The 25,613-nt window shown below is 72.2% G+C and carries 23 protein-coding genes and 1 pseudogene; 16 read left to right on the forward strand and 8 right to left on the reverse strand.

Annotation, left to right across the window (positions count from 1 at the left end):
* Positions 1–135 precede the first annotated feature (135 nt).
* Positions 136–1,971 carry a serine hydrolase gene (locus H4W31_RS27110; RefSeq protein ID WP_192769222.1) on the forward strand — a complete coding sequence of 612 codons (1,836 nt, stop codon included), beginning with the start codon at positions 136–138 and terminating at the stop codon, positions 1,969–1,971.
* Here H4W31_RS27110 and H4W31_RS27115 read toward each other — a convergent pair.
* Positions 1,953–4,775, reverse strand: a complete 2,823-nt coding sequence (locus H4W31_RS27115; RefSeq protein ID WP_192769223.1) for an AfsR/SARP family transcriptional regulator — start codon at positions 4,773–4,775, stop codon at positions 1,953–1,955. The genes H4W31_RS27110 and H4W31_RS27115 overlap by 19 nt on opposite strands.
* 168 nt (positions 4,776–4,943) lie before the next feature.
* Here H4W31_RS27115 and H4W31_RS27120 point away from each other — a divergent pair, with 168 nt between their 5' ends.
* Positions 4,944–5,240 carry a hypothetical protein gene (locus H4W31_RS27120; protein ID WP_192769224.1) on the forward strand — a complete coding sequence of 99 codons (297 nt, stop codon included), beginning with the start codon at positions 4,944–4,946 and terminating at the stop codon, positions 5,238–5,240.
* Positions 5,241–5,269: 29 nt separating this feature from the next.
* On the opposite strand, the gene H4W31_RS27125 is transcribed toward H4W31_RS27120, so the two are convergent.
* Positions 5,270–6,193 (reverse strand): class I SAM-dependent methyltransferase, encoded by a 924-nt coding sequence (locus tag H4W31_RS27125; RefSeq protein ID WP_318783428.1) that lies wholly within the window; start codon positions 6,191–6,193, stop codon positions 5,270–5,272.
* A 120-nt stretch (positions 6,194–6,313) separates the two neighbouring features.
* Between H4W31_RS27125 and H4W31_RS27130 the strand changes: the two genes are divergently transcribed.
* Together H4W31_RS27130 and H4W31_RS27135 are read left to right on the forward strand one after the other, a co-directional pair.
* Positions 6,314–6,775: a helix-turn-helix domain-containing protein gene (locus H4W31_RS27130; protein WP_192769226.1), complete on the forward strand. Its 462-nt coding sequence runs from the start codon at positions 6,314–6,316 to the stop codon at positions 6,773–6,775.
* Positions 6,768–7,127 carry a DUF4180 domain-containing protein gene (locus tag H4W31_RS27135; protein WP_192769227.1) on the forward strand — a complete coding sequence of 120 codons (360 nt, stop codon included), beginning with the start codon at positions 6,768–6,770 and terminating at the stop codon, positions 7,125–7,127. Before H4W31_RS27130 ends, H4W31_RS27135 begins: the two co-directional genes overlap by 8 nt.
* Before the next feature lie 61 nt (positions 7,128–7,188).
* Here H4W31_RS27135 and H4W31_RS27140 read toward each other — a convergent pair whose 3' ends face one another.
* Positions 7,189–7,815, reverse strand: coding sequence for a helix-turn-helix transcriptional regulator (locus H4W31_RS27140; protein WP_192769228.1), 627 nt, complete (start codon positions 7,813–7,815; stop codon positions 7,189–7,191).
* Between the two features lie 280 nt (positions 7,816–8,095).
* On the opposite strand from H4W31_RS27140, the gene H4W31_RS27145 reads away from it, so the two are divergent.
* Positions 8,096–8,839, forward strand: coding sequence for an ABC transporter ATP-binding protein (locus tag H4W31_RS27145; RefSeq protein WP_192769229.1), 744 nt, complete (start codon positions 8,096–8,098; stop codon positions 8,837–8,839).
* A gap of 18 nt (positions 8,840–8,857) precedes the next feature.
* Here H4W31_RS27145 and H4W31_RS27150 read toward each other — a convergent pair whose 3' ends face one another.
* Entirely contained in the window at positions 8,858–10,129 is a 1,272-nt protein-coding gene (locus tag H4W31_RS27150) for a lipase/acyltransferase domain-containing protein (protein WP_192769230.1), read from the reverse strand.
* Between the two features lie 215 nt (positions 10,130–10,344).
* Between H4W31_RS27150 and H4W31_RS27155 the strand changes: the two genes are divergently transcribed.
* The 10 genes and pseudogenes from H4W31_RS27155 to cpt all read left to right on the forward strand — a co-directional run bounded on the left by H4W31_RS27155 (position 10,345) and on the right by cpt (position 20,052).
* Entirely contained in the window at positions 10,345–11,502 is a 1,158-nt protein-coding gene (locus H4W31_RS27155) for an acyl-CoA dehydrogenase family protein (protein ID WP_192769231.1), read from the forward strand.
* Positions 11,499–12,608 carry an acyl-CoA dehydrogenase family protein gene (locus H4W31_RS27160; protein WP_192769232.1) on the forward strand — a complete coding sequence of 370 codons (1,110 nt, stop codon included), beginning with the start codon at positions 11,499–11,501 and terminating at the stop codon, positions 12,606–12,608. Before H4W31_RS27155 ends, H4W31_RS27160 begins: the two co-directional genes overlap by 4 nt.
* A gap of 77 nt (positions 12,609–12,685) precedes the next feature.
* Positions 12,686–13,453, forward strand: a pseudogene (locus H4W31_RS27165) (ABC transporter ATP-binding protein); the annotation flags it as partial.
* Positions 13,454–13,638: 185 nt separating this feature from the next.
* Positions 13,639–14,361: an ABC transporter ATP-binding protein gene (locus tag H4W31_RS27170; protein ID WP_192769234.1), complete on the forward strand. Its 723-nt coding sequence runs from the start codon at positions 13,639–13,641 to the stop codon at positions 14,359–14,361.
* Positions 14,362–14,388: 27 nt separating this feature from the next.
* Entirely contained in the window at positions 14,389–15,267 is an 879-nt protein-coding gene (locus H4W31_RS27175) for a branched-chain amino acid ABC transporter permease (RefSeq protein ID WP_192769235.1), read from the forward strand.
* The gene (locus tag H4W31_RS27180) at positions 15,264–16,433 is read left to right on the forward strand and encodes a branched-chain amino acid ABC transporter permease (RefSeq protein ID WP_192769236.1); all 1,170 of its coding nucleotides are present in this window, start codon (positions 15,264–15,266) and stop codon (positions 16,431–16,433) included. The genes H4W31_RS27175 and H4W31_RS27180 overlap by 4 nt, the downstream gene beginning before the upstream one ends.
* Before the next feature lie 169 nt (positions 16,434–16,602).
* Positions 16,603–17,889, forward strand: coding sequence for an ABC transporter substrate-binding protein (locus tag H4W31_RS27185; protein WP_192769237.1), 1,287 nt, complete (start codon positions 16,603–16,605; stop codon positions 17,887–17,889).
* A gap of 70 nt (positions 17,890–17,959) precedes the next feature.
* Complete coding sequence (locus tag H4W31_RS27190) at positions 17,960–18,760, forward strand: SDR family NAD(P)-dependent oxidoreductase (RefSeq protein WP_318783429.1); 801 nt, start codon at positions 17,960–17,962, stop codon at positions 18,758–18,760.
* 117 nt (positions 18,761–18,877) lie between these two features.
* The gene (locus H4W31_RS27195; protein WP_192772421.1) at positions 18,878–19,489 is read left to right on the forward strand and encodes a TetR/AcrR family transcriptional regulator; all 612 of its coding nucleotides are present in this window, start codon (positions 18,878–18,880) and stop codon (positions 19,487–19,489) included.
* 29 nt (positions 19,490–19,518) lie between these two features.
* Positions 19,519–20,052 (forward strand): chloramphenicol phosphotransferase CPT, encoded by a 534-nt coding sequence (cpt, locus tag H4W31_RS27200; protein WP_318783430.1) that lies wholly within the window; start codon positions 19,519–19,521, stop codon positions 20,050–20,052.
* On the opposite strand, the gene H4W31_RS27205 is transcribed toward cpt, so the two are convergent.
* Both H4W31_RS27205 and H4W31_RS27210 read right to left on the reverse strand, forming a co-directional pair.
* The gene (locus H4W31_RS27205; protein WP_192769238.1) at positions 20,049–21,122 is read right to left on the reverse strand and encodes an alcohol dehydrogenase catalytic domain-containing protein; all 1,074 of its coding nucleotides are present in this window, start codon (positions 21,120–21,122) and stop codon (positions 20,049–20,051) included. The genes cpt and H4W31_RS27205 overlap by 4 nt on opposite strands.
* Positions 21,119–22,534 carry an aldehyde dehydrogenase family protein gene (locus tag H4W31_RS27210; RefSeq protein WP_192769239.1) on the reverse strand — a complete coding sequence of 472 codons (1,416 nt, stop codon included), beginning with the start codon at positions 22,532–22,534 and terminating at the stop codon, positions 21,119–21,121. Before H4W31_RS27210 ends, H4W31_RS27205 begins: the two co-directional genes overlap by 4 nt.
* A gap of 222 nt (positions 22,535–22,756) precedes the next feature.
* On the opposite strand from H4W31_RS27210, the gene H4W31_RS27215 reads away from it, so the two are divergent.
* On the forward strand, positions 22,757–24,307 hold the full coding sequence (locus tag H4W31_RS27215; RefSeq protein WP_192769240.1) for a long-chain-fatty-acid--CoA ligase: 1,551 nt from the start codon (positions 22,757–22,759) through the stop codon (positions 24,305–24,307).
* 35 nt (positions 24,308–24,342) lie between these two features.
* Here H4W31_RS27215 and H4W31_RS27220 read toward each other — a convergent pair whose 3' ends face one another.
* Positions 24,343–24,756, reverse strand: coding sequence for a barstar family protein (locus H4W31_RS27220; RefSeq protein WP_192769241.1), 414 nt, complete (start codon positions 24,754–24,756; stop codon positions 24,343–24,345).
* A gap of 72 nt (positions 24,757–24,828) precedes the next feature.
* A complete protein-coding gene (locus H4W31_RS27225; protein WP_318783431.1) occupies positions 24,829–25,299 on the reverse strand; it encodes a ribonuclease domain-containing protein in 471 nt (156 codons plus the stop codon).
* Positions 25,300–25,613 lie beyond the last annotated feature (314 nt).

Here is a 25,613-nt window from a genome sequence, read left to right on the forward strand (position 1 = left end):
GGTTCGGGTTCGGACCGATCCCGATCCGAACGCGGGTACGTCCCCGGGGAGCTGGTCTGCAAGGTTGCCGCAAGGTCGACGGGTCAGGGTTCGACGACCATGGACGGATCGATCACCTCCACCGGGAGGGAACCAATGTCGGAGTTCGCCGCCTACCACCAGGTCGATGGCGTCACCCACCAACGCCGGTTCGACGAGTTGGCCGGGTCCGGTTTCCGCCCGGTCGTGCTGAACGTCTCCGGCGACCCGGACGACCCCCGCTACGCCGCCGTATGGGTACGGCGCCCGGGGCCGGACTGGCGGGGCGTGCACGGTCTGTCGGCCCCGGACTACCAGGCGTGCCTCGACGAGCTCTCCGACCAGGGTTTCGCGCCGACGGTGCTGAGTGTGGTCGGGCCGCTTGGTGCCGAGGTCTTCGCGGCGGTGTTCGAGCAGCGCACGGAGGAGCAGTGGTTCGCCCGGCAGGGGCTCGGGTGGGACCTGGCCAGCAACCCTGACTCGCTCGCCTTCCAGCAGCGGCGGGCCTACGACGAGGGATACCTCCCGCGCTGCCTGGCGGTGTACGGGGACGCCTCCGACCGCCGCTTCGCCGGGGTGTGGGTACGGAACTCCCACGCCGTGCCGTGGTCCTGGTGGTGGACGGACTCCGGTGCGTACCGACGCTTCTTCGCCGCTCTCGTCGACAGTGGCCAGCGACCCGCCGTACTCTCGGTGGCCGGAGACGGGCGGCTGCTGTCGGTCTTCCACGACGACGGGCTGGGCGAGTGGCACGCGCGGCACGAGATGTCGGCGTCCGCGTACCAGCAGGTGTTCGACGCCCAGAATGCCGAGGGGCGGCGACCGGTCGTGCTGGCGGCCGGCGGAGTGGGTGACTGGGCACAGTACGCGGGCGTGTTCGCGGCGGACGACGTGGCGCCGTTGCGGAGCTGGAACGTGACCGGTGGGGATTTCGCCGGTGCGGACGACCTCGACGCCGCGCTACGCCGGTTCATGGTTCATCGCGGGATCCGATCGGGAAGCGTGGCGATCGGCCGCGACGGAACGATCGTGGCCTCCCGTGGGTACACCTGGGCCGAGCCGGACTATCCGATCACCGCACCCGGTACGACCTTCCGGATCGCGAGCCTCAGCAAGATATTCACCGCCGCGGCACTCAGTCGCCTGGTCGAGGCGGGTCGGCTGGCCTGGAGCACGCCGGCCTTTCCGTTCGTCGGAATCACCTCGCCGCTGCCCGCCGGCACCCCGGTCGACCCCGCGGCGGACGCGATCACCGTCGGGCAGCTCGTGCTGCGTACCAGTCGGCTGCCCCGGGACTTCGGCCGGCAGCAGCGGGAACTCGCCACCCAGTTGGGCGTTCCGGTCGCGCCCGTACCCACGGACGTCCTCCTCCGGTACCTGTACGGGCTTCCGCTGGCCGGCGAGGTTCCCCCCGGTGGTCTCTACTCGAACGCCGCCTTCCATCTGTTGACCGAGGTCGTGGAACGGGCGTCCGGACTGCCGTTCGTCGGCGCGCTGGACCGGTACGTGCTGGCCGAGCTGGGCATCCGGGACGTGGCGGTAGCCAGGACAGCGGTACGGGCGCGCCAGCCGGGGGAGGTCGTCGGCTACGACCACGCCGACGTGCGTGCCTCGCAGCTGGACTTCGCTCCGGACGCCCTCGCCCCGAACGCCTACGGCGGGGAGATGGTGCTGGAAACCGCCCTGGGCTCCGGCGGCCTGATCACGTCCGCGCCGTCGATCGCCCGGGTGATCGCCCGCTACCCGGTGTGGAACGCCGACGACACCCATCTCACCGGGCGTGAGGTGACCACCCGGTTCGGCGCGTTCGACGGCACGTCCAGCGGAGCGACCAGCCGCCGCGACGGGCTGGATTTCGCGTTCCTGTTCAACCGGCGGGTCGCCGACGAGGAACGGGTCGAGATCAGGAACGCCATCAACGTCGTCCTGAACACTCACGGCGGGTCGTTGTAGCGGTCCAGCTCGTACAGTCTGGTCCGGAGCCGCTCGGCCTCCGACGGGTTCAGGTCGTCGAGGATCGCCACCGCCTGCCGCCAGACGGTGCGGGCGGCATCGGTGTCGTCGTCGGCCAGATGCGTCTCGCCGAGCCGGGTGAGCGTCTTGGCCTCCTCGTGACGGTCGCCGAGGTCCCGGAACTGGTCGAGCGCCTGGCGGTAGTACCCGATGGCCTGCCGGTGATGGCCGAGGTGGTGATGGGCGTAGCCGAGGCTGTCGCAGGTGATGCCCTGCCCCAGCCAGTTGCCCAACGCCTCGTGCTGGGCGAGTGCGCGCTCGCAGAACGTCAGGGCGCGCCGGTGGTCGCCGAGGTGGGCGTGGTACCAGCCGATGTCGTTGAGCGCGGCGGCCTGACCGGCGCCGTGACCCGCCGCGTGGAAGAGCGTCGCCGCGTGCCGGGCGTGGTCGAGCGCCTCGGCCAGGCGCTCGCGCTGCTCCCACACCATCGCGAGACGCACGTGGCTGTGCGCCTCCACGAGGAGGTCGCCGGCCTGGGCCGCCAGGTCGAGGGCGCGCAGCAGGTGGGTGTGCGCGTCGTCGAGGCGATCCTGCTGGTAGTAGGCGCGGGCCAGGTGGTAGTGCACGAGCGCCCGGGTGCCGGGCTCGGCCAGCCGCTCGGCGGCGGCCAGCGCGACGCGTTGTACGGCCACGTTGTCGCGCCAGTGTCCCCGGCGGGTGAGGAACGTCGTGAGGGTCCAGGCGAGTTGCCAGGTGTGGACGTCGAAGCCGCTGGACGCCGCCTGGTCGATGGCGGCCAGCAGGACGGCGTGTTCGGCGGTGAACCAGGCGAGGGCCTGCCCGTGCTCGGTGACACGCTCGGGTGTCACGTCGGGGTGGGGTACGGCGAGGGTGATCGGGTCCCGGGGCGGGTCCAGCACCAGAACGGCGGTGGCGGCGCTGCGCAGATAGTGGTCCAGCAGCCGGTGTACGGCGGCTCGACGCTCGTCCTCGGAATCGGTGCCCTCCGCCTGCTCTCTGGCATACGCGCGCAGCAGGTCGTGGAAGACGTACCGGCCGGGCGTGTGCTGGCTGACCAGATGAGCGCGGGTCAGCTCGTCCAGCACCGGCCGCGCGGCAGCCGGAGTCAGGCCCGCCAGGCTGGCCGCGGCCGGCGCGGCGAGATCGGGGCCGGGATGCAGGCCGATCAGCCGGAACAGTCGCGCCGCCGCCGGACTCAGCTGGTGGTAGGACCAGGAGAAGACGGTCCGCGCGTTGGTGGCGGGGTCCGCGCCGGTGAACTCGTCCAGCCGGCCCGGTGCCCCGGCCAACTCGCCGGCGAGCACGCCGAGTCCGAACCGGGGGTTGGCGGCGGCCCGGGCGGCCACGATGGAGAGCGCGAGCGGCAGTCGGGCGCAGAGCGTGATGATCTCGTCGACCGCCTTCGGCGCGGCTGTCACCCGCGCTGCCCCGACCCGGCGGGCCAGCAGGTCGCGGGCCTCGGCGACGCTCGGCAGCCCCACCGTCAGCGGGTGGGCGCCCGCACCGACGACCAGGCCGGCAAGCTGGTTGCGGCTGGTCACCACGGCCACGCAACCGGGCGCGCCGGGCAGCAGCGGACGCACCTGCTCCGCGTCGCGCGCGTTGTCGAGCACCAGCAGGACCCGCCGGCCCGCCAAAAGGCTGCGGTACAGGCCGACCTGGGCATCCAGGCCGCCCGGAATCCGCTCCGGCGGCACCTCGAACGCGTCCAGGAAACCCCGCACCGCCTCGACCGGGGTGACCGGCGAGCCGGTGGGGTCGAAGCCGCGCAGGTTCACGTACAGCTGCCCGTCGTCGAACCGGTTGGCGACCTGGTGCGCCCAGTGCAGGGCCAGCGTGGTCTTGCCGATCCCGGCCGTGCCGCCGATCGCGGAGATGACCGCCGTCCTGGCCGGCCCGGTCGCGGCCACCAGAAGTTGGTCGAGGTGACGCAGTTCGTCCTCGCGTCCGGTGAAGCCCGCCGTGTCCGGCGGCAGTTGTGCCGGTGTCGCGATCCGCCTCGCCGGGACACCGGAGTCCGGCGGGGCGGCTGGCAGCGGCTCACCCCGCAGGATCGTCCGGTGCACGTCGCGCAGTTCCGCGCCGGGATCGGTGCCGAGGGAGTCGGCCAGCCGCCGCCGGGCGTCCGCGTACCGCTCGACGGCCTCGGCGTTCCGCCCGGCGGCGTGCAGCGCTCGCATCAGGAGCACTTCGAGCGGCTCGACCAGCGGGTATTCGGCGATGAGGTCCGGCAGTACGCCGATCACCGCGTCCGGGTTACCGAGCCGCAGCTCGATTCGCGCCCACCGTACCGCCGCCTCGCAGCGGAGTCGGTGCATGCTGTCGCGGATCTGCCCGGCCCACTCGCCGGGAATGCCGGCCAGCGGTGTCCCGGTCCAGAGACTCAGGGCCTCGGCGAGTGCGCGGGCCCGATCGGGATCGCCGAGCAGGGTATCCCGTCCCTGGTCCACCAGGTGGCGGAACCGGTGCAGGTCCACCCGATCCGGATCGATCATCAGGACGTAGCCGGCGTGCCGGCGCTCGAGCCGGGGCGCCGCCGGCCCGTCCAGGGCGGCCGCCCGGCTGAGCAACTGCCGGATCCGACTCAGGTGTGAGTACAGCACGTTGCGGGCCTCGACCGGCGGGCTCTCGTCCCAGAGCCGGTCGATGAGGGTCTCGATCGCGACGGGGCGGGGCGCGTCGGCGACCAGCACCACGAGTACCGCCTGCTGCCGCGGAGCCCCCACGTCGAGTGGTTGCCCCGCCGCGTGTAGCTGCACCTCACCGAACAGCCGCACGTCCATGCGCCCGCCCCCGGTTCAATACGCGACGGAAGTTACCCATATCGATGCTTGTCGGATTGCAAGTTCACCGCAAGGTTGCTGTCCAGGTTCCGATGCGAGCGTTGCTCCCGAGTGGACCGGTCCGGCGATCCCCGCCGACGGGTCCCATACCGAAATGGGGGAATCTCAATGAAGATCCTGTTCACCCGCCTGCTGGTGACCGCCGTGCTCACGGCGCCGCTCGTCGCGGTCGGCGCGACTGCCGCGCAGGCCGAGCCGACCAACTGCACCGCGACGGCGTCGGGCAACATCAGCCGGGCGCGGTGCACCGGCGGCACCGGAGTGGTTCGGGCCGGCATCCTCTGCGTCGTCAAGGGCGAGTTCGAGAACGACCACTACGGCCCCTGGGTCGGCATCGGTGCCACCTCGACCGTGGCCTGTCTCGGCGGTGGCCGGGGGATCGACTGGTGGTACGAGATCGGCTGACCGGGTCGGGGGGAGTGCCGGCCGTGCCGCTACGACGCGGGTGGCTGGACAAGGCCGCCACCGGCACCGCCGCGCGGACCGGCGCCAGCCCCGAACCCGTACGGCCCGCCGCCGGAGCCGCCCGACGTGGCGGTGAGGGAGAACGTCAGTGGCAGGCGCTCGTCCCGATCGGGCAGCGCCCACCCGTGTGACGTGTGGACCAGTTGCGGCAGCGCCTGCCACGGGATCGAACGGTGCTCGGCGAGCGAGGTCAGCGTCAGCCCGGCGGTCAGGAGCGACTGCACGATCTCGGCGAGCGAGTGCGGCCACTCGAAGGTCGTCGCGTTGGCGAGTCGTACGGTGTCGTCGGCATAGGTGGTGCCGTGCTCGTAGCGCAGCGGTGCACCGGTGGCGAAGTACGGCTCGCGGAGCACGAGTTCACCGTCCGTCCGGTCGTGCGCCACGGTGTTCAGCATCGGGTGCGAGTCCCGGACGTAGAACAGCCCGCCCGGACGCAGAAGTGCGGCGATGGTCTGTCCCCAGCGGGCCAGGTCGGGCAGCCACGGGAGCGCGCCGATGCCGGTGTAGACGATGTCGTACCGCTCCTGACACACCTCGGCGGCGTGGGTGACCTCGCTGTCGAGGAAGGTCGCGGTGAGCCCGGCGCGCCGGGCGAGCACCCTGGCCGCCGCCGTCGACTGCGCCGAGAAGTCGACCCCGGTCACGGTGGCGCCCAGCCGGGCCCAGGACAGCGTGTCCAGACCGATGTGGCACTGCAGGTGGAGCAGGGACAGACCGGCGGGCGACCCCGCCGGCAGGTGCGGGGCCATCAGCGCCAGGTCGTCCCGGACCACGTCCGTGATGGCCGAGGGCGCGGCGACGAATTCGTCCACGCCGTACGCCCGGAGGTGCGGCGCTACCCGCTCATCCCAGTTTGCCCGGTTCGCCGCGATCGCCTGCTGCTCGACATCCACTCGGGCACCTTCCTCCGCAGGTGCCCCGCCCGCAACCCGTTTTGATTCACCAGTACGGGTCGGCTGGTCTGGGCACCCAACACTCCCTATCGGTACTCCTTGCGGGTAGGATAGGGAATCATGGAACACGGATGGCATTCGGTGGAGCAGGTCGCCGAGCGGCTCGGCCTGCACGTGCGGACGGTTCGCGGCTACATCCGCGCCGGCCGGCTGAAGGCCGTCCGGATCGGCAAGCAGTACCGCATCGCCCAGGCCGACCTCGACGCGTTCACCGGTCGACCGGCCGACGCCGTCCGACCCCGGGTGGAGGTCTCCACCATCGTGGACATCGACGACCTCGGGGCCCTGGCGGCCGACCGGCTGAGCACCCTGCTCGTCGCCGGTGCCCAACTGCCCCGGGACGCCGGCGAGCCGCTGCGCATCCAGACGGTGTACGACGAAGCGCGCGCCCGGCTCAAGGTGATCATCCTGGGCGGCGTCGCTCCGACGGCCGACGTCCTGCGGACCCTCGACGGAATCCTCGGAACGGAGAACGGCATGTTCCTGACCGACCCGGGCGGCCCGGCGGTACACCGTGGCTGACCTCGTGACCGAGCGCAGCGGCGTGCCGGTACTTGTCTGCGGCGACGAGGGCGCCCCGATCGCGAGTACCCGGGACGCGCTCGACGTGATCGGTGCCGCCTTCTCCCGGGCGGACGTCGTGGCCGTCCCCGTCGGCCGGCTCGACGAGCGGTTCTTCGCGCTGCGTACCGGCCTGGCCGGGGAGATCATGCAGAAGTTCGTCAACTACCGGGTGCGCCTGGTGGTCGTCGGTGACATCTCCGGGCACGTCGCGGCCAGTACGGCCCTGCGCGACCTGGTGTTCGAGTCCAACCGGGGCAGCCAGGTCTGGTTCGTCGCCGACCTCGGCGAACTCGACACCCGGCTGGGCTGACGGCCCGCCCGCTCTCCGGGCGCGCCGTCGCCGGCGGCGCTGCCCGGCTCGATCGGTCTCCTCAGGCGCCCTGCGCGAGGCCCGGACCGGGGCTGTCCTCGACCGGGGCGGCCACCGGGGCGCCGAGCGGTTCGGCCGGAACGGCTCGTCGGGCCGGAATGCGTACCCGGTCGCCGTCGAGCAGCGCGGCCTCGGCGTCCTCGAGGAAGGCGAGGTCGGCCTCGACGTGCCGGCTCGCGGCGGAGAGCAGCAGTCCGACCACAGGGTCGTCCGCGTCGCGCCGCAGGGCGCCGAGGTTGCGTAGCTCGCGTAGCAGGTAGCCGCGTTGGTTGGCGAGGACGGTCCGAAGCACCTGCGCCGAGCCGGACCGGGCGGCGGCGGTGACCTTCAGGAAGAAGTCGTCCCGGAATCCTCCGCCGCGCGGGCTCGGTTCGTCCAGCCAGCGGGCCAGTTCGGCCTGACCGGCGGGGGTGATGGCGTGCATCCTGCGGTCGGGTTTCACCGGCTGGGGATGTCGCTCGGTGACGACCAGACCGTCCCGGCCGAGTCGGTCGAGGATCTGGTAGAGGTGGCCGATGTTCAGCTGCCCCCACTGTGGACCGACGGCGGTCTCGAACGCGCCCTTCAGTTCGTAGCCGTAGCTGGGCCGGTCGGCGAGCAGTGCCAGGACCGCGTGCTGGATCGCCACGCCTCCTCCATCTTCGCGTTGTCGGTGCCTTGCATTGTCACAATGTATGGCGCAGAGTGTCCTCTAACCAGCGGGCGAAAGCCACGGTGGTGAGCGGGTGGGCCGCGAGACCCGGCCGCGTACCCGGGGATGGAGATCGCCGCGCTGGCCGGGCGGGTCGGCTACGCCACCGTCGGGGTCACCGCCGCCGCCGGAATGCGGCTCGCCGGCCCGGTCGCGCTCGCTCCGGCGGCACCGCGCCGCCTGCCCACCGTACGCCTGCCAGCCGAGGAGTTAGCCGATGCCGAACACCCCGGTCGCGGTCGCCGTCAACGGACTGACCAGACAGTTCCGGACCGGCGGGGAGCCGCTGACCGCCGTCGCCGACCTGTCGCTCGACGTCTCCGCGGGCTCGATGGTGGCGTTGACCGGCCCCAGCGGCTCCGGCAAGTCCACCCTGCTGCACCTGATCGGGGCGATCGAATCCGCCGACTCCGGCACGATCGTCGTCGGCGGCCAGGACGTCACGAAGCTTCGCCGCGCCGCGCTCGCCGGGTACCGGCGCACGATCGGCTTCGTGTTCCAGCGTTACCACCTGCTGCCCGCGCTCAACGCGCTGGACAACGTGATCGCGCCGGTCCTGCCGTACCGGGTCGACTTCGACCGGGCCGCCCGGGCCCGGGAACTGCTCTCCGCCGTCGGCCTGGCGGGCCGGGAGCAGGCCCTGCCGGCGCAGCTCTCCGGCGGCCAGCAACAGCGGGTGGCGGTGGCCCGGGCCCTCATCGGCGAGCCGGCACTGCTGCTGGCCGACGAGCCGACCGGCAACCTCGACTCTGCCACCGGCGGCGAGATCCTCGACCTGCTGTTGCGCCTGCGGGGGGAGCGGGGCATGACCGTCCTGCTCGCCACCCACGAACAGCACATCGCCGCCCGGTGTGACCGGCTGATCCGACTCCGGGACGGCCGGATCGCCGAGGACCTCGACCTGACCGGAGACGACGACCGGGACTCGACCCTGACCCGGGCCACCCAACTCCGGCTCTGACCGGGAAGTACGCCGCGCTCAGCCGAAATCGTCGAAGTTCAGCGTGCTGCGGTGCCCGCTGGACGGCCAGGCCGGGATCGTCAGGACGTCCAGCCCGTCGGCACCGCGTTGCCGGGCGCCGACCACGGTCAGCCCAGCGGCCGGGATGAACACGTCCATGCCGGTGATGAAGGTCTGCGCGTAGAAGGCCGGGATCGGCGCGGTCAGGTCGGTGGTCCGGTCGCTGCCCCGGTCGAACGCGAAGATCCCGATCACCCGCTTGGCCCGGGGGCTGTTCGCCGGGTTGAGGATGTCCCGGCCGTTGACCCAGAGCCGGTCCTCGCCGGCCCACCACTCCTTGTTCCGGTTGACCACGATCGCGGCGTGCCGGTCGCCGGCCTCGACCAGGGCACCCAACCCCTGGCCGGGGGTGCTGGTGAGCAGCCGGACCAGCCGGTCGCTGCGGCGGAACGGCTGGAAGTAGAAGTGGTGCGTGGGTGGGCCGTCGCGGACCACGGCGAACTCGTACCGGCGCCCGCCGTCGGCGCGCAGCGGGCCCCAGGATCCGTCGCCGGACAGCGGCACCGTCGCCACGTGTCGCTGGCGCAGGCCGAGCAGGTTCAGCTCGTACACCTGGAGGGTGCCGTCCGGAACCCCGGCGTTGAGCGGAAAGAGGACCGCCCGGCCGGACAGGGTGATCCGGTGTTCGGCCTGGATTCCGGTCGTCCGGGGAGACCGGCCGGTGAGGAACCGGTGGACGTGGACGAAGCTCTCCGCCGAGGTGACGCTCTGGGTGTGCGACTGGTCGGGCAGCGAGACGTTGGTGGCCCCGGTGACGGTCCGGGCCGGATCGCCCTCGGCCCAGATCGCCAGCGTCGGTACGCCTCCCGGCGGCGCGGTGGCGGTACGGCCGTCGAGGTTGACATAGTGCGCGACCCGGGCGGCACGCGCTGGTGAACTGGTCAGGTAACCCTGCACCACGAACGTGCCGAGCGAGTGCGCCACCAGGTCGACCTGCTGCGTACCGGACTCCTGCGACAGTCGTGCGATCCGGGCGTCGAGTCCGGCCCACACCTGCTCCATCGTGTTGAGGGTGAACGTCGAGTCGTACTCGTGGGCCTCGATGCGGACAGTCGGGTAGCCGTTGCTGGCGAACCGCTTGGCCTGGGTCTGGAACTGCTGGGCCGAGCCGGCGGAGCCGTGGACGAAGATCACCGGACGGGGTGTGCGATCGGCGGCCTGGGCCGGTACGGGACCGAGGGTCAGGACCAGGGCGGCGGCGATCCCGAGTGCGGCGGTTCGGCGAATCATGCGGATCCTCCGGGAGCAGCGGAGAGCCTGAACTTGCACTGACTGTGCATTGTGCTCTTCGCTCGACGGGCTGTCGAGGGTCCATCGACGCCGCTGTCGTCGATTGTTGGCTTCCGTCCAGTCGGACGGTGCCTTATATTGCACTCAGACTGCAATTATTGCGTCGCTTCGCCGTCAACGCCGTCGCTTCGCCGTCAACGCCCCGGAGGACCCGGATGTCCACAGACCCCGGCGACCGGCTTCCCGGTCTGGTCGCCGAGTTCCTCCGCCGGCACGATCCGGCCGGGGACCGCCTCGGGTTCCTCCGGGCCCGGTTCGACGCCGGACTGGCCTGGGTGCACTATCCGGTCGGATCGGGTGGACTGGCCGCGCCCCGGCACCTGCAACCGTTGGTCGACGACGAGTTCGCCCGGGTCGGGGCACCCGACAACCGACCCCGACGCAACGGTATCGGGCTCGGCATGGTGGCACCGACCCTTTTGCGGCACGGCACCACCGCCCAACGCGACCGCCTGCTCCGGCCACTCTGGACCGGCGAGGACATCTGGTGCCAGTTGTTCAGCGAGCCGGACGCGGGCTCCGACCTGGCCGGCCTGACGACCCGGGCGGTCCGCGACGGCGGCGACTGGGTGGTCAACGGCCAGAAGGTGTGGACCTCGCTGGCGCATCGGGCCCGCTGGGGGATCCTGCTCGCCCGTACCGCCACCGACGTCGGCAAGCACCAGGGCATCACCTGTTTCGTCTGCGACATGACCGCTCCCGGGGTGCAGGTACGACCGCTGCGCCAGCTCACCGGCGAGGCGGAGTTCAACGAGGTGTTCCTGACCGACGTACGGCTGCCGGACGACCTGCGGCTGGGCGGGGTGGGCGAGGGCTGGCGGGTCGCCCGTACGACGCTGATGAACGAGCGGGTCGCGATCGGCGGTGCTCCGGCGCCCCGGGAGGGCGGGCTGATCGGGCTGGTGGCTCGGACCTGGCGGGACCGCCCCGAGCTGCGTACCGCCGGCCGGCACGACGAACTGGTCCGGTTGTGGGTACGGGCCGAGGCGGCCCGGTTGGCCGCACTGCGACTGCGGCAGCAACTCGCCACCGGTGAACCGGGTCCGGAGGGCTCGGCGGTCAAGCTGGCCTTCGCCGAACTCGCCCAGCGGATCAGTGGATTCGAGGTGGAACTGCTGGGCGAGGCCGGACTGCGGCACGACGACTGGACGATGCGCCGGCCGGCCGAGACCGACCTGCTCACCCGGACCGCCACCCATCGCTACCTGCGGGCCCGGGGAAACTCGATCGAGGGCGGCAGTTCGGAGATCCTGCGCAACATCATCGCCGAACGGGTGCTCGGCCTGCCGGTCGAGCCCCGGAGCGACCGATGACCAACCTCCGTTACGACGACACCGAGGAGGCGCTCCGGGCCAACCTCCGGGCGATGCTCGCCACGCACAGCCCGTGGACCGCCGTACTGGCCCGGGTCGCCGGGACCGAGGAGCCGTACGACCGCGACCTCTGGGACCGGTTGACCGGCGAACTCGGGCTCGGTGCCCTGGCGGTGCCGGCGGAACTGGGCGGGGCCGGAGCGGGGTTCCGGGAGGTGGCGGTGGTGCTGGAGGAACTCGGTCGGGCGGTGGCGCCGGTGCCGTACCTCGGCAGTGTGCTGGCCACCCGGGCACTGCTCTCCTGCGACGACCCGGATCTGCTCGGTCAACTCGCCACCGAGAACCGGGGGATCGCGCTGGCGGTGCCGTTCTCCGCCGCACCGGGCGTACCCGTGCATCCGGTGGCGGTGTGGGACGGCTCGGCGCTGTACGGCACGGTGACCACCGTCGCCGATGCCCTCGCGGCCGACCTGCTGCTGGTCCCGGCGACCGACGGGCTGTACGTCGCGCAGGCCCGCGCTCCTGGTGTCGCGGTGGCCCCGGTGGTCTCGCTGGACGCCACCAGACCGCTCTGCGACATCGTGTTCGCCCATGCCCCCGCCAGGCGGATCGCCGGTCCGGACGCCACCGCGAGGGCGCTGACCGACGCGCTGACCGCCGGTGCCGCGTTGCTCGCCTCCGAGCAGGTCGGGGTGGCGCAGTGGTGTCTGGACACAACGGTCGGCTACCTGCGGGAGCGGCGGCAGTTCGGTCGCCCGGTCGGCTCGTTCCAGGCGCTGAAGCACCGGCTCGCCGACGTCTGGGTGGAGATCACCGAGGCTCGGGCCGTCGCCCGGTACGCCGCCGACTGTCTGGCCACCGGCGATCCGGACACCGAGCTGGCGGCGGCACTGGCCCAGGCGCACTGTGCGGCCGTCGCGGTGCACGCGGCGCAGGAGTGCGTCCAGTTGCACGGCGGCATCGGCTTCACCTGGGAACATCCGGCGCACCTGTATCTCAAGCGGGCCAAGAGCGCCGCGCTCGCCTTCGGCTCCGCGGACCGGCACCGGAGCACGGTGGCGCGGCTGGTGGACCTGCCCGCACCGACGCCGAGCGTTTCGGGATAGCCCGATGGTATTGACGACACGAAATTGAAACATACACTGGCGGTGTAAATAGCGGCCCGCGAACCGAAGGGTGTGTCATGCCGGAAGAGGGGCTGGCGCTGCACCACATCGGAGTGCGGTTCGGCGGCCTGACCGCGCTCGACGACGTCTCGCTGCGGGTGCCCGCCGGCCGGGTCGTCGGCGTGATCGGCCCGAACGGGGCCGGCAAGACCACCCTGTTCAACGTGGTCTGCGGAATCGTCGCGCCGGTGGCGGGCTCGCTCACCCTCGATGGCCGGGCCCTGCGTCCACGACCCCACCGGCTCGCCGGAATCGGCATCGCCCGGACTTTGCAGGGAATCGGGCTTTTCGCCGGACTCACCGTGCTGGAGAACGTGATGGCCGGGGCGGGGCGACTGGCCCGGTCCGGGTTCGGCGCCGCGCTGTTCGGCCTGCCCCGCAGCGACCGCGACGAGCGGCGGCTGCGGACCTGGGCGTACGAGGTCCTGGACGGACTCGGCATCGCCGGCCATGCCCACGCGGCGCCGGGAACGCTGCCGTTCGCCGTGCAGAAGCGGGTGGGACTGGCCCGGGCGCTCGCCGCCCGCCCACGCCTGCTGCTGCTCGACGAACCCGCCGGAGGGCTGGCCGCCGACGACGTCGACGAGTTGGCCGCGCTGATCCGGCAACTGCCCCGGCAGGCCACCGACCCGTGCGCCGTACTGCTGGTCGAGCACCACATGGACCTGGTGATGTCGGTCTGCGACGAGATCGTGGTCCTTGACTTCGGTCGGGTCATCGCGACCGGCAGCCCGGCCGAGATCCGCGACGATCCGGCGGTCGCCGACGCCTACCTCGGAGCCGCCGACACCGGCGCGGACACCCCTGGTCCGGACCCGGACTCCGGTACCGGCGACGTCGGTTCCCACACCGCCACTGCGCACTCCGACGCCGTCGACGCGCGGTCGGACGCCGCCGCTTCGCACTCTGATGCCGTCGTCGCGCACTCCGACGCCGTCGAGGCCGGGCCGAGGGTGGACGGGGTGACGTCGTGACCGGTACGGAGCTGCTGAGCGTACGCGGGCTGGTAGCCGGTTACGGCGCGGCGCCGGTACTGCGGACCATCGACCTCTCGATCCCGGTCGGCACCATCACCGCGGTCGTGGGGGCGAACGGCGCCGGCAAGACGACACTGCTGCGTACCCTCTCCGGGCTGGTCCGGCCCAGCGCGGGGCAGATCCGCCTGGACGGCGAGGAGCTGGGGCGGCTGCCCGTCGAACACCGGGTCCGACGCGGAATGGCGCACGTTCCGGAGGGCCGGGGCGTGATCGCGGAACTCACCGTCGAGGAGAATCTCCGCCTCGGCGGCCTGTGGCGGCGGGACCGGGCCGACGTACGCCGGGCGCTCGACGAGGTCTACCAGCTGTTCGAGCCGTTGGCCCGGCGACGGCGGCACGCCGGTCACCAGCTCTCCGGCGGCGAGCGCCAGATGCTCGCCCTCGGCCGCGCCCTGGTCGCCCGGCCCCGGTTGCTCCTGCTCGACGAGCCGTCGCTCGGGCTGGCGCCCCGGGTGACCGCCCAGATCATGGCCCTGCTGCGGCAACTGCGGAACAACGCCGGCCTGACCGTACTGCTCGTCGAGCAGAACGTCCGCAGCGCGCTCTCCGTCGCCGACCAGGGCGTCGTGATGTCGCTCGGCCGCGTCGTGATCGACACCGCCGCCGCCGAACTGCGCGACGACGACCAGCTGCGGCACGCCTACCTCGGCTTCTGACCACCCGTCCCGCTCGGAGGATGATTAGTGGACCGGTTCGTCTTCCTCACCCTCGACGGGCTGTCGAGGGGGGCCGTCTACGCGGCCTTCGCGCTGGCCCTCGTGCTCATCTGGCGGGCCGCCCGCGTCGTCAACTTCGCCCAGGGGGCGATGGCGGTCGCGACCGCATACGTCGCCTACAGCGTCTCGGCCTGGACCGGCTCGTACTGGCTCGGCTTCCTCGCCGCACTGGTCGCCGGGCTGCTCCTCGGCGCACTGGTCGAGGTCGCCGTGATCCGTTTCGTCGGACACGACTCCCCGCTCAACGCGGTGATCGTCGCCCTCGGGCTGGTACTGCTGATCCAGGCGGTGCTCGGGATGGTGTACGGGAACGAGTTCCTGCCCGCCACCACCGCGTTCAGCCGGACCGGGTACGAGATCGGCGGGCTGGCGGTGCTCTCCCCGTACGACCTGTTCGTCTTCGGCGCGGTCGCGGTGGTGGTGGTCGGGCTGGCCTGGATCTTCACCCGTACCGCCGTGGGGCTGCGGATGCGCGCCGCCGCGTTCGCGCCCGAGGTGTCCCGACTGCTCGGGGTGAACGTCGGCGGCATGCTCACCCTCGGCTGGGCGCTGGCCGCCGGGGTGGGCGCGCTCGCCGGCATGCTGATCATCCCGACCGGGCTCGGCCTGCACCCCAACGCGATGGATCTGGTCTTCGTCTCGGCATTCACCGCCGCCGTGGTCGGCGGATTGGACAGTCCACCCGGGGCGGTGGTCGGTGGGCTGGCGGTCGGGCTGATCCTGTCGTACGTCGGCGGGTACCTAGGTAGTGACACCACCGGGCTGGCCGTACTCGTGCTGTTGCTCGCGGTGCTGCTCGTCCGACCCGGCGGCCTGTTCGCCGCGACCGTCGCGAGGCGGGCATGAGGGCCGGGGCACTGCCGGTCGCGCCGCCGGAGTCGGACGGCGGGCCGGCGCGGACGTCGGAGCGTGGCGGTGCCGACCGGCCGACCGGGCCGCGTGGCTCGACGCTGCTGCGCCATCTCGTCGTCGTGCTGGTCGCGGCGGCGGCGCTGCTCGCGGCGAGCTACCTGCTGGATCCCTTCCGCAACTTCCAACTCGCCACCGTCGCCGCCTACCTCTGCGCGACGGCGGGGCTGACCGTCCTGATCGGACTCAACGGGCAACTCTCCCTCGGGCACGGCGCGCTGATGGCGACCGGCGCCTACACCGTGGCACTGAGCCAGAACGCGCTCGCCGACCGGGGCATGACCGGAAGCTGGCTGCTGCCGCTCTCCCTGGGCGCGGCGGTGCTGACCACCATTGCCGTCGGTGCGGTGATCGGGGTGGCCGCGGCCCGGCTGCGCGGGCCCTATCTGGCCGGGGTCACCCTCGCGGTCGCGGTCGTCGTACCGGCCCTGACGGTCACCTTCGACGGGATCTTCAACGGGGAGCAGGGCCTCTCGGTCTACCTCGAGCCACCACCGGCGGCGCTCGGCCCGTACTTCCCGTACGAACGGTGGCAGCTCTGGATCGCCGGTACGGCCACCCTGCTGGCCCTGCTGCTGGTGGCGAATCTGGTACGCAGTCGGTACGGCCGGAATTTCCGGGCGGTACGCGACGACGAGATCGCCGCCCGGCTCGCCGGGATCCACGTGGCCCGTACCCAGGTGATCGCCTTCGTGCTCAGCGCCGCCACCGCCGGACTCGGTGGCGGTCTGCTCGCCGTGCTCGCCCAGAGCGTGTCGCCGGGGGCGTTCTCGCTGACCCTCTCGCTCTTCCTGCTGATGGCGGTCGTGCTGGGCGGCCTCGGCAGCCTCGCCGGTGCGGTCTGGGGCGCCGCCGTGCTGGTGCTCCTGCCCGAGCTGAGTCACCACCTGACCGAGCAGCTGTCGTTGTCGCCGGCCGTGGCGCAGCGGTTGGCCGGCAACCTTCCGCTGGCGATCTTCGGGATCACCCTGATCGTCGTCATGATCGCGGCGCCCGGGGGCGTGCAGGGACTGCTGTCCCGGCTCGCCCGGACCCGGCCGGTCCGGGCCGGACTCCGGTCCCTGCGGCGGCCCACCCGCCGATCCCGGCAGACCCGCACCTGACCCACGCACCCCGCACCGGCAGTCGACTTCCACACCGGCACCTGAGACACGCACCCGCACCCGCAGTCGCACCCGACCCGCGCCCGCATCCAACACCCGCATCCGACACCCGCACCCGCACCAGTTCCGTATCCGCACCGTTCCGTACTGAGAAAGGTCGGTACCGCTCATGCGACGCTCCATAAGAGGCGGTCTCGCGATCGCCACTTCGCTCGCCCTGTTCGCCGCCACCGCCGGCTGCGGGGGTGACGGCTCGGGTTCCGGATCCGGGGACGCCGTGCCCGGGATCACCGACACCGAGATCGTGGTCGGAACCCACATGCCACTGACCGGACCGGCCTCGGCCGGCTACTCGACGATCGCGCCGGCGACGAAGGCGTACTTCGACTACGTCAACGCGAACGGCGGCGTACACGGCCGGAAGATCACGTACAAGATCATGGACGACGGCTACAACCCGGCCAACACCCAGCAGGTGGTCCGGCAACTGGTGCTCCAGGACCGGGTCTTCGCCATCCTGAACGGCCTCGGCACCCCCACCCACACCGGCGTGCTCGACTTCCTGAAGAGCAACCGGGTGCCGGACCTCTTCGTCGCCTCGGGCAGCCGGAGCTGGGACCAGCCCGACAAGTACCCCGGTACCTTCGGCTTCAACGTCGACTACACGGTGGAGGGCAAGATCCTGGCCAGCTACGTGCGGGAGAACCTGGCCGGTCGGAAGGTCTGCCACTTCGGCCAGGACGACGACTTCGGCCGGGACAGCCTGGCCGGGGTGGAGCGGATTCTCGGGGCCGCCGCGATCGGGGCCAAGCAGACGTACGTCACCAGCAACACCAACGTCGCCCCACAGATCGGCGCGTTCAAGGCGGCCGGTTGCCAGGTCGTCATCCTGGCCACCGTCCCCGGGTTCACCGCGCTGTCGATCGGCACCGGGGCCAGACTGGGCTTCAAGCCGCAGTGGCTGGTGTCGAACGTCGGCGCCGACTATCCGACCCTGGCCAAGCAGCTCGGCGCCGCCGCGCCACTGCTCGAAGGGGTGATCGGCGTCAACTACCTGCCGATGAACAACGACACCGCCAACCCGTGGATCCAGCTCTTCACGAAGATCAATCAGGAGCACAACGGCGCCGCACCGTTCGACGGGAACACCGTGTACGGCATGTCGGTCGGCTATCTCTTCGTGCAGGTGCTGCTCGCCGCCGGCCGGGACCTCACCCGGGAGGCGGTGACCGCCGCCGTGGAGAAGGGCGGCTACCAGGGGCCGGGCCTGGCACCGCTGCGGTTCTCCGCGACCGACCACTCCGGGTACGGCGGGGAGCGGCTGACCCGGGTGAGCGGGGGCGTGCAGCAGTACTTCGGCCCGACGTACGAGACGGACGAGGGGGAGGGGCCGGTACGGGAGTACACCGGCGCCCCGGTGCCGCCACCGGCGAACGGCATCCCGACGGCGAACTGACCGGTCGTCCGCCCGGGTCGTCCGGGCGCTCGTTGACCTGCGGGTGCCGGCCTGGGATACTACATGCATTGTGAATGCAGATAGTTCCCGCTTCGTGCTGGCCGGTGCGGCGGTGGTCGTCACCGGTGCCGGGGCCGGCATCGGTGCGGCACTGGCCACGAGGTTCGCCGCCGACGGGGCCCGGGTGGTGGTGAACGACCTCGACGCCGACGCCGCCCGGACGGTCGCGGCCCGGATCGACGGGCTCGCCTTCCCGGCCGACGTCGCCGATCCGGCCGGGATGGCCGAGCTGGTCCGGTTCGCGCGGGACCGGTTCGGCCGGATCGACCTGTTCTGCGGCAACGCCGGAGTGATCGGCGGCGGCGGCGCCGAGGCGTCCGACGAGACCTGGGAGCGGACCTGGGCGGTGAACGTGATGTCCCACGTCCACGCGGCCCGGGAACTGCTGCCCGACTGGCTCGCCGCCGGTCGCGGCCGGCTGCTGGTCACCGCCTCCGCCGCCGGACTGCTCACCCTGCTCGGCAACGCACCGTACTCGGTCAGCAAGCACGCGGCGCTGGCCTTCGCCGAGTGGCTGCGGGCCAGCTACGCCCACCGGGGAATCGTCGTGCAGGCGCTCTGCCCGCAGGGCGTCCGCACCGACATGCTGGCCCGGGGCGAGGGACCGGGTGCGGCCCTGCTCGCCCAGAGCGCGGTCAGCCCGGAGCAGGTCGCCGACCAGGTGGTGGCGGCACTGGCCGACGACCGGTTCCTGGTGCTGCCACACCCGGAGGTGGCCACCTACTACACCCGGCGGGCCGGCGACCCGGACCGCTGGCTGCACGCGATGAACCGGGCCCAGCAGGACCTGGAACGGCCGGCGGAGGACTGAGCCGGAGCCGTCCGGTTTCGACATTTCGGAACATCTCCACCGCGTGTCTACACTCGACATGCCGGGCGCGGCCGGGGGTACCGGTACGGATGCCAGGTGCTGACGGAGGGGGCAGGGATGGGCGGGGCCGAGGCGCCGATTCGAATCGACGGACGCAACGCCCGGGCCGAACGCACCCGGGCGGCGATCGTCGAGGCGCATCTCGCGCTGATCGGCGAGGGGGACCTCCGGCCGACGGGCGAACGGATCGCGGAACGGGCCGGGGTGTCCCTGCGTACCCTCTGGACCAACTTCAAGGACATGGAGACGCTGTTCGAGGCCAGCGGGGAGCAGGTACTGCGCCAGCAGGACGCCGCGTACCGACCGATCTCCAGCACCCTGCCGCTGGCCAAGCGGGTCGACGCGTACTGCCGGCAGCGGGCCCGACTGCTCCAGCTGATCGCCCCCGCCGCCCGCGCCGCGCAGATGCGTGAACCGGTCTCCGCGCAGCTGCACCGCAACCGCCTCAAGCACATCGCCCTGGTACGCGCCGAGGTCGAGCAGTTGTTCGCGGACGAGCTGGAACAGGCCGGACCGGGCCGGGACCAGTTGGTCGACGCCCTGGTCGCCAGCAGCATGTGGCCGACCTGGTCGATGCTGCGGGACGGCCTCGGGCTGGGCGTGGACCAGGCGCGTTCGGTGATGACCCGTACCATCGCCGCCCTGCTGGCCGACCCGATGGCCCGCTGACCGGCGCGCTGCACGTCTATGGTGGTGTGGTGCCGACTCGGATGATCGTCCTCAACGGTGGCTCCAGCTCGGGGAAGTCCGGCATCGGTCGCTGCCTACAGGCGGTGCTGCCCGATTCCTGGCTGCTCCTCGGGGTCGACACGCTGATCGAGGCGATGCCCTCGTCGCTGCGGACGTCGGACGCGGGAGTCGAGTTCACCCCGGACGGCGGCGTGAACGTCGGCCCGCAGTTCCGGCTCCTCCAGGCGGCCTGGATCGAGGGGGTCGTCGCGATGGTGCGGGCCGGCGGTCGGGTCATCCTCGACGAGGTCTTCCTCGGCGGAGCGGGGTCCCAGCAGGAGTGGCGGAAGGCCCTGGACGGGTTGCCGGTGCTGTGGGTCGGCGTCAGGTGTGACGGCGCGGTCGCCACCGCCCGGGAGGTTGCCCGGGGCGACCGGGTCACCGGAATGGCGGCGGCACAGGCGGAGGTGGTGCACCGGGGTGTCTCGTACGACCTGGAGGTGGACACCACCCGTACCGAGGCGATGGAGTGCGCGCGGGCGATCGCCGCCCGTCTCGGCTAGGGACACACCAGCGTCCGGGCGCCCTCGCCCCGGGCCATCCGGTCGAACGCCGCCGCCGCACCGTCCAGAGTGGTCCGATCGCTGACCAGGAAACCGAGGTCCAGGACTCCGGCCAGCACGTCGGCGGCCAGTTCCGGTAGGTCCCGGTCCGGATCCGAGGACCCGTAGACCGACGACCGCAGCGTACGCGCCGAGTGGAACACGTCCAGCGCGCCGAGCCCGACGATGTCGTCCTTGGCACCCATGCCCACCACGACGACCTGGCCACCACGTCGGGCGGCCCGCCAGGCGAGGCCGATCGTGGCGCTCCGGCCGACGCACTCCAGCGCGTGGTCCACGCCCCGTCCTCCGGTCTGCGCCCGTACCGCCCGGACGGTCGAGGAGTCGGAGACCAGGAAGGCGGTGGCGCCGGCGGCGTGTGCCAGCTCCCGTTTGGCGGGGGAGAGGTCGACCGCGATCACCGGATCGGCACCGGCCGCCCGGGCGGCGTACACCGCCGCCAGGCCCACCCCGCCGAGCCCGATCACGGCAACGGAGTCCCCGGACGCGACGGCGGCGGTCCGGCGGATCGCACCCGAACCGGTGAGTACGGCGCAGCCGAGCAGCGCGGCGGTCTCGAACGGCAGCTCGGCCGGCACCGGTACGACGGCCGACTGCGGCACCACCACCTCCTCGGCCAGCGCGCCGAGCCCGAGGGTGACGTGCAGCGGCTCGCCGTCGGCCGTACGGCCCCGGGGGCTGGCCGGCGTTCCGGTGCTCGCACAGAGCCACGGCTCGGCACGCTGGCAGAACCAGCATCGCCGGCACGGCGGCGCCCAGTTCAGTACGACGTGGTCGCCGACGGCCGTCCGGGAGACGCCGCCGCCGACCTCCACCACGATCCCGGCGGCCTCGTGCCCGAGCACCAGTGGATAGGGCGGGGCGAGGGTGCCGTCGACCATCGACAGGTCGGAGTGGCAGACCCCGGCCGCCCGTACGCCGACCCGCACCTCGCTCTCGGCGGGGCCGGGAAGTTCGACGTCGGTGACCCGGGGCGGCTCGCCCGCGGCGCGTACCACCAGGGCCCTCATCGCTGGATCGCCTTGACCTGTAGGAACTCCTCCAGGCCGTAGCTGCCCAGCTCCCGGCCGAGCCCGGACTGCTTGTACCCGCCGAACGGGGCGAGCGGGTTGAAGGCGGCCCCGTTGACGTCGACCGCGCCGGTACGCATGCGCCGGGCCACGCCCAGCGCCCGGTCCTCGTCGCCGGACCAGACCGCGCCGGCCAGGCCGTACCGGGAGTTGTTGGCCACCGCGACCGCGTGGTCGTCGTCGTCGAACGGGATCACCGACAGCACCGGCCCGAAGACCTCCTCCTGGGCCAGCGCGCTGTCCGGGTCGACGTCGGCGATCACGGTCGGCGCGACGAAGTGGCCGCGCGCCGGCAGTGTCGTCCCGGTACCGCCGGTGACCAGCCGCCCGCCGTCGGCCAGCCCTCGCGCGACGTGGTCCCGGACCCGGTCCCGCTGGGCTGCCGAGACGAGCGGGCCGAGCCGGGTGGCCGGGTCGAACGGGTCGCCTGTTCGATAGCCCTCGGCGAGTTCGGCGGCGAGCGCCAGGGCCTCGGCGTACCGCGAGCGGTGCACCAGCATCCGGGTCCACGCGGTGCAGGTCTGCCCGGAGTTGAGGAAGGCGTTTCCGATTCCCACCTTGACCGCCGTGCGCAGGTCGGCGTCGTCGAGGATCACGTTCGCCGACTTGCCGCCGAGTTCCAGGGTGACCCGGGCTATCCGGTCCGCGGCCAGGTGCGAGATTCGCCGGCCGGTGGCGGTGGAGCCGGTGAACGAGACCAGATCGACGTCCGGATGCGCGGCGAGCGCCTCGCCGGCCACCGGTCCGGTGCCGCTGACCAGGTTGACCACCCCCGGCGGGAAGCCGGCCTCGTCGATCGCGTCGAAGAGCAGGTACGCCACCAGCGGGGTCAACTCGCTCGGCTTCAGTACCACCGTGCAGCCGGCGGCCAGGGCCGGCGCCACCTTCGCCACCACCTGGTGCAGCGGGTAGTTCCACGGGGTGATCGCGCCGACCACCCCGACCGGCTCCCGGACGACCAGCGAGTGCCCGACGGTCTCCTCCGGTGGCGGTTGCCGGGCGAGGTCGACGAAGCCGCGCAGGACGGTGAGCGGCAGCCCGGCCTGGACCCGGGTGGCCACCCGCAGTGGCGTACCGAGTTCGCGTGCGACGCAGTGCGCGATCGCGTCCGTGCGGGCGGTCAGCGCGGCGTGCAGCCGGTCCAGGGCGGCGGCCCGGTCCACCGGTGCGGTGGCCGCCCAGCCGGCGAAGGCGGACCGGGCCGCCGCGACCGCCCGGTCGACGTCGGCGGGTGTGCCGGCCGGCACGGCTCCGATGACCTCCTCGGTGGCGGGATTCTCCACCGGCAGGGTGTCCCGGGTCGACGGGCTGACCCACTGCCCGTCGACGTACAGGTCGATCCTTCGATCCATCGCGTCCCTCACCTCGCCGCGCCGGAGCCGTCCGCTGGCCGTGCCCGAAAACTAGCGTCGCAAGTTTGCACCCTAGTCCGATCCTCCGCCTGGTATCAAAGGTCGCGGTCCGGGGCGGCCACGATCGCATTCTGCTCTGGACGGCTAAAACTTGCAGCGTTAGTTTGATGACGGTGGACCGGTGGTCCTCCGCCGAGCAGCCCCGCCGGACGGGAGTATCCGATGACCGCGCTGTCCCTGGCCATGGTGCTGGCCGAAGCCGCCCGCCGGTACCCGGACACCGTCGCCGTGATCGACGGCGACTCCCGGGTGACGTACGCCGAACTGTGGCTGGAGGCCCGCTGCTACGCGGCCCGGCTGCGCGAACTCGGCGTACGCCCCGGCGACCACGTGGCCCTGGTCGCGCCGAACGTCGTCGACTTCCCCCGGGCCTACTACGGAATCCTCGCCGTCGGTGCGGTGGTGGTGCCGGTGCACCTGCTGCTCACCGCGCAGGAGGCGGCCTACGTGCTCACCGACAGCGGCGCCACGCTCCTGGTCTGCCACGCCAGTTTCCTCGAACTGGGCGTTCCGGCGGCGGCGCGGGCGGGGGTTCCGGTGGTCAGCGTCGGCGCCCGGGGCAACGGTGCGGTGCAGCGGCTGGAGGGGGTGGACGGGGCGGCTCCGCCGGCACCACTGCCGTCGTACGTCACCCGGTCCGCCGAGGACGTCGCGGTGGTCTTCTACACCAGCGGCACGACCGGGGTGCCCAAGGGCGCGATGCTGACCCAGCTCAACCTGGTCATGAACACCATGGTCAACGTCTTCGACGCCAACGACGCCCGCAGCGGTGACATCGTGCTCGGCTGCCTGCCGCTGTTCCACACCTTCGGCCAGACGGTGGCGATGAACGGCACCTTCCGGATCGGCGGCACCCTGGTCCTGCTCGCCCGGTTCACCGGGGCGGCGGCGATCGAACTGATGCTCCGGGAGGACGTCAACGTCTTCCACGGGGTGCCGACCATGTACGTCGCGCTGCTGGAGGCGATCGGCGGGTACGACCGGCCACCCCGGCTCCGGCTCTGCGTCTCCGGCGGGGCGTCGCTGCCGGTCGCCGTCCTCGAACGCTTCACCGCCGTCTTCGGCGCGGACGTCTTCGAGGGGTACGGCCTCTCCGAGACCTCCCCGACGGCCACCACCAACCAGCCGCACTTCGGCATCCGGGCCGGCACCATCGGACATCCGGTCTGGGGCGTGGAGGTGGAGATCGCCCGCGCCGACCTCGACGACCGGATCGAACTCCTGCCGCCGGGGGAACTCGGCGAGATCGTCATCCGGGGGCACAACGTCTTCGCCGGTTACCTCGGTCGGCCGGAGGCCACGGCGGAGGCACTGGTGGACGGCTGGTTCCGCAGTGGAGACCTCGGGCGCAAGGACGACGACGGCTTCGTCACCATCGTGGACCGGAAGAAAGACGTGATCATCCGGGGCGGCTTCAACGTCTATCCGCGCGAGGTCGAGGAGGTCCTCGTCCGGCATCCGGGCGTCGGGCAGGTGGCGGTGATCGGCGTACCCGACCCACTGCACGGCGAGGAGATCTGCGCGGTGGTGGTCGCCGATCCGGCCGGGCCCGGCGTACCCGAGGAACGGCACCTGATCGACTGGTCGCGGGAGCGGCTGGGCCGGCACAAGTACCCGCGCCAGGTCCGGTACGTCGACGCGCTGCCGCTCGGCCCCAGCCACAAGGTGCTCAAACGGGAACTCCGGCGGGTGATCGCGGCTGGGTCCGACTGAGCGCATCCGGCGCTGTCGACGCCGGGCGGCCGCTGTCAGGTGGACGCCGCCGCCAGTCGTCGCCGCAGCTCGGCGTCGCCGGCCGGACCGGCGTGCAGGATCACCCGCAGCGCCGGGCCGGCCGGGCCGGTGGTCGTCCGTCCGGCGATCGTGCCGAGTACGGCGAGCAGGATGCCGAGCTGCCCGACCGGCTCGTCGGCGAGCAGCTCGGCCGCGTCCGTCACGACCAGCGTGCGGGGTCGCTCGGTGACGACGTCGGTCAGGCAGTCCTCGAACGCGTCCCAGTTCCGACCGAAGTGCTCCGGAAACCGCAACCGGGCCGCCCACTCGGTGAACAGCCCGGCCCGGGTACGGCTGACCGCCCCGCTGACCGGCGTCGCGCCGGGCGGTGCGGGATCGGTCGACACCGTCAACCAGGACGGCGGAGCGGGTTCGGACTGTTCCGGCATCGGTGTCCCCTGAGGATCGCCTCCGCCGGGCCTGCCGGCCGGAGCTGTGTGTGCCAGCCGAAGGTACCCGGGTCAGAGCCGGTAGAAGTCCGTGTAGTGGTTCGGGGTGAACCAGGTCGCCCCGGTGGCCTTGTTGACCACGATGCGGTAGGCGTCCCGGGCCGCTCCCCGGTTGCGGGGGTAGACGTCGTACTCGTAGTAGGTGGCGTTCAACGGCAACTGGCCCTCGCGGTTCATGTGCTGGCCGCCGGCGAAGTTGTAGAGCCCGCCGCTCCACGAGTACCAGGTCCGGGAGGTCGGGAAGCCCCGGCTGGCCCAGCCGCTGCGGGCCGTCCGCGCGTCGGCGCAGCGGGCGATGGTGCAGGAACTGTAGACGGCCGCCGAGGCGGACGGGGTCCGGGTCGGTGTGACCACCGCCGGGCCGACCAGCACCCCGGCGACGAGCGTGGCGAGCAGGGCGAAGCTGGTCAGGAACCGGCGTGCCCGTGCCGGGATGGCCGGGCGGGGACGGACGGTCGGTCGGGGAGCGGCGAGTACGGCCACAGTGTCCTCCAGATCGGACGGAGCCCGCGGGGGTGTGCGGGTGGATCAATTCTCGACAGTCGGGGTCCGTGCCGATAGGGGGCCGGGGTGAAGTTAATCGATGCGTCATCGTGCGTTCTCGCCGGATCGACCGGCGGTCGCTGCCCGGCTCGGGCCCGCCGCCCGCCCGCCCGGGGTGTCGCCGGCACGGTCGGACGAAAACCACAGAACCGGGGGTCGCTGTCGGTTTGGTTCCGGATCGGCCTGCTCGGTCACCTGCTTGGCCTGCCCGGCCACCTGCTTGACCAGGTCGGGACCAATCGCAGGTGGGGAGT

Origin of the sequence: Plantactinospora soyae (assembly GCF_014874095.1) — a bacterium.
In the GTDB taxonomy this organism is placed as follows: Bacteria; Actinomycetota; Actinomycetes; order Mycobacteriales; family Micromonosporaceae; genus Plantactinospora; species Plantactinospora soyae.